The 2,978-nt window shown below is 72.4% G+C and carries 4 protein-coding genes; 1 reads left to right on the top strand and 3 read right to left on the bottom strand.

Going from position 1 to position 2,978, the window contains the following annotated elements:
* Nucleotides 1–58: 58 nt before the first annotated feature.
* The 3 genes from FV222_RS21760 to dapB form a co-directional block, all read right to left on the bottom strand.
* Nucleotides 59–709 carry an alpha-ketoglutarate-dependent dioxygenase AlkB gene (locus FV222_RS21760; RefSeq protein WP_147761928.1) on the bottom strand — a complete coding sequence of 217 codons (651 nt, stop codon included), beginning with the start codon at nt 707–709 and terminating at the stop codon, nt 59–61.
* 10 nt (nt 710–719) lie between these two features.
* Nucleotides 720–1,355 (bottom strand): 2,3-bisphosphoglycerate-dependent phosphoglycerate mutase, encoded by a 636-nt coding sequence (locus tag FV222_RS21755; protein ID WP_147751674.1) that lies wholly within the window; start codon nt 1,353–1,355, stop codon nt 720–722.
* Between the two features lie 120 nt (nt 1,356–1,475).
* Nucleotides 1,476–2,273 carry a 4-hydroxy-tetrahydrodipicolinate reductase gene (gene dapB / locus FV222_RS21750; protein ID WP_147761929.1) on the bottom strand — a complete coding sequence of 266 codons (798 nt, stop codon included), beginning with the start codon at nt 2,271–2,273 and terminating at the stop codon, nt 1,476–1,478.
* Nucleotides 2,274–2,455: 182 nt separating this feature from the next.
* Here dapB and FV222_RS21745 point away from each other — a divergent pair.
* A partial coding sequence (locus FV222_RS21745; protein WP_187277415.1) for a cation:proton antiporter occupies nt 2,456–2,978 on the top strand: 523 nt, incomplete at its 3' end.

Below are 2,978 nucleotides of genomic sequence, written 5' to 3'. Positions count from 1 at the left end.
AAGCGGGCGATCGGCGGCCACCGCGCGGCGGCGCTCGCGCGCGTGTCCTCGCGATCGCTCACGGGGCCGAGCCCGTCACGCGCCGCAGGGTCAGATTGCAGCGGCCGCCCGGCGGAAGGAAGTCAGGGAGCGGGTCCTCCGCCTCCGACAGCAGGTCGCCGCCCGCGATGATCCGGTCGACGCCGTGGTGGATCAGGCGGGAGGCGCCGCCGATCACCAGGGCGTCGCCCGCTATCAGCCGGATCGAGCGGGTCGGGTCGGACCGCCGCAGGCCGCCGTAGCGGAACACCGCCGCGGCGCCGAGCGACAGCGAGACCACGGGCGCCGACAGGTCGGCCTCGTCGCGATCCTGGTGCAGGCCCATGCGGGTGCCGGGCGCGTAGAGGTTGATCAGGCAGGCTTCCGGTGCCGGAAAGCCCGCCGCGAGCGCATCCCAGGCCGCGCGCACTGTCGCGGGCATCGCCGGCCAGGGCGCGCCGGTCTCCGGGTGGTCCGGCTGGTAGCGGTAGCCGGCGATGTCCGAGACCCAGCCGAGCGGGCCGGCGTTCGACATCCGCACCGAGAACGGCTTTCCCGTCTTCGGCATCCGCGGCGTGAACGGCGGCGCCAAGGCCAGCACGGCCGCGATCTCGTCGGCGAGCCGCCGCCGGCCGGCCCGATCGAGCCAGCCGGGATGGTGGATCAGGCCCGGGGCGAGTTCGACCGCCATGGCGCGCGCGTCACGCGTCGTCGATGTCGCGCTCCAGCACCGCCTTCGAGGCGACGGTGGTGTCGGCCTTGAGGCGGTAGACCAGCGGCACGCCGGTGGCGATCTCCAGGCCGGCGATCGTCGTGGTGTTCAGGCGGTCGAGCACCATCACGAGGGCGCGCAGCGAGTTGCCGTGGGCGGCGACGAGCACCCGGTCGCCGGCCATCACGCGGGGCAGGATCGTCTCGATGTAGTAGGGCAGCACCCGGGCCGCGGTGTCCTTCAGGCTTTCGCCGCCGGGCGGCGGGATGTCGTAGGAGCGGCGCCACTGGTGAACCTGTTCGGCCCCCCAGCGCGCCTTGGCGTCCTCCTTGTTGAGGCCGGAGAGGTCGCCGTAATCGCGCTCGTTCAGGGCCTCCGAGCGGATCGTCTCGATGTCGGAAAGCCCCATCTCGCCGAGCATCAGCTTGCAGGTGCGCTGCGCCCGCCCGAGGTTCGAGGTGAACGCCACGTCGAAGCCGTAGCCCTCGCTCTTCAGCCAGCGCCCGGCCTTGTGCGCCTCGTCGACGCCGCGCTCGGTCAGGTCCGGGTTGCGCCAGCCGGTGAAGAGGTTCTTGAGGTTCCACTCGCTCTGGCCGTGGCGAGCGAGGACGAGCAGGCGGTCCATCGGTGTCCGGTCTTTCTGGAAGCGCCCGGTCGGGCTTGTCGGTGCGGCTCCTACCAGAGGCGGGCCGAGGCCCCAAGCGCAGGCCGGAGACCCGCCCCCAACTGTCCGCCAGCCTGAGGCTTACAGGCCGAGCACGTCTGTCATGCTGTACAGGGCCGGCGGCTTCGGATGCGCCCAAAGCGCCGCCTTCACCGCGCCGGCGGCGAACAGGCTGCGGTCCTCGGCGTGGTGCGAGAGGGTGATGCGTTCGCCGGCGCCGGCGAAGATCACCGAATGGTCGCCGACGACGCTGCCGCCGCGGAGCGTCGCGAAGCCGATGTCGCCGGGTTTCCGCGCGCCGGTATGGCCGTCGCGGGTCGAGACGCGCACGTCGGCGAGGTCGACGCCACGCCCGGCCGCGGCGGCCTCCCCGAGCAGCAGCGCGGTGCCCGAGGGCGCGTCCACCTTCATGCGGTGGTGCATCTCGGCGATCTCGATGTCGAACTCGGGCCCCAGCGCCGCGGCGACCCGCTTCACCAGCGCGGCGAGCAGGTTGACCCCGAGGGACATGTTGCCGGAGCGCACGATGCGGGCGTGGTAGGCGGCGGCGCGTAGCTTGGCGAGGTCGTCCTCCGACAGGCCGGTCGTGCCGACGACGTGGACGATGCGGGCCTGCGCCGCGAGCTCGGAGAACATTACGGTCGCCGCCGGCACGGTGAAGTCGAGCACGCCGTCGCTGGCGGCGAAGGCGGTCAGCGGGTCGTCGGTGACGGGCACGCCGAGCGGGTGGAGGCCGGCCAGCGTCCCGGCATCGTGGCCGATCGCGTCCGACTCTTCGCGCTCGATCGCGGCCGAGAGCGTGCAGCCCTCCGCTTCCGCCACCGCGCGGATCAGCATCTTGCCCATGCGCCCGTCGGCGCCCACCACCACCAGCCGCATCGTCTTCGCCGTCCTTCGATCCGTCGAGCACGGGGGTATAGGGTCGACGTCGGCCTGCCAACCCGGCCGCGCCTGTGCGCTGGAACACCATTCGGCTGCAGCGCTTACGGAATTCGTCGCACGATTCCGCTAGGCCGATGCGACACCCGCGTCCGACGCCGAATCCAGGAGACGACCGCCCCGTGCCGCATGCGACCGAGTTGATCGCCATCATCGCCCTGGGCCTCGTGATCGCCTTCGTCTTCGGCATGCTGGCGCAGAGGCTGCGGCTGCCGCCGCTGGTCGGCTACCTCGTGGCCGGCATCGCCATCGGCCCGTTCACGCCGGGCTTCGTCGGAGACCAGAAGCTCGCGGGCCAACTCGCCGAGATCGGCGTGATCCTGCTGATGTTCGGCGTCGGCCTGCACTTCTCGATCAAGGACCTGATGGCGGTGCGCACCATCGCGCTGCCGGGCGCCGTGGTGCAGATCGTGGTCGCCACCGCCATGGGCGGCGGCCTGGCGCTCGCCTGGGGCTGGGGCCTCGGGGCCGGGCTCGTGTTCGGCCTCGCCCTGTCGGTGGCGAGCACGGTGGTGCTGCTGCGGGCGCTGGAGGAGCGCAACCTCCTCGACAGCGACAAGGGCCGCATCGCGGTGGGCTGGCTCATCGTCGAGGACCTCGCGATGGTCCTCGCGCTGGTGCTGCTGCCGGCGCTGGCGCCCTCGC

Origin of the sequence: Methylobacterium sp. WL103 (assembly GCF_008039885.1) — a bacterium.
In the GTDB taxonomy this organism is placed as follows: domain Bacteria; phylum Pseudomonadota; class Alphaproteobacteria; order Rhizobiales; family Beijerinckiaceae; genus Methylobacterium; species Methylobacterium cerastii.
Note: the sequence above shows the minus strand (reverse complement) of the source record. Positions and strands in the feature narration are given on the sequence as shown.

What these genes read in the sequence shown, in the direction of transcription:
- FV222_RS21760 (WP_147761928.1), bottom strand. Translation starts at nt 709, where the DNA reads ATGGCGGTCGAACTCGCCCCGGGCCTGATCCACCATCCCGGCTGGCTC.
- FV222_RS21755 (WP_147751674.1), bottom strand. Translation starts at nt 1,355, where the DNA reads ATGGACCGCCTGCTCGTCCTCGCTCGCCACGGCCAGAGCGAGTGGAAC.
- dapB (WP_147761929.1), bottom strand. Translation starts at nt 2,273, where the DNA reads ATGCGGCTGGTGGTGGTGGGCGCCGACGGGCGCATGGGCAAGATGCTG.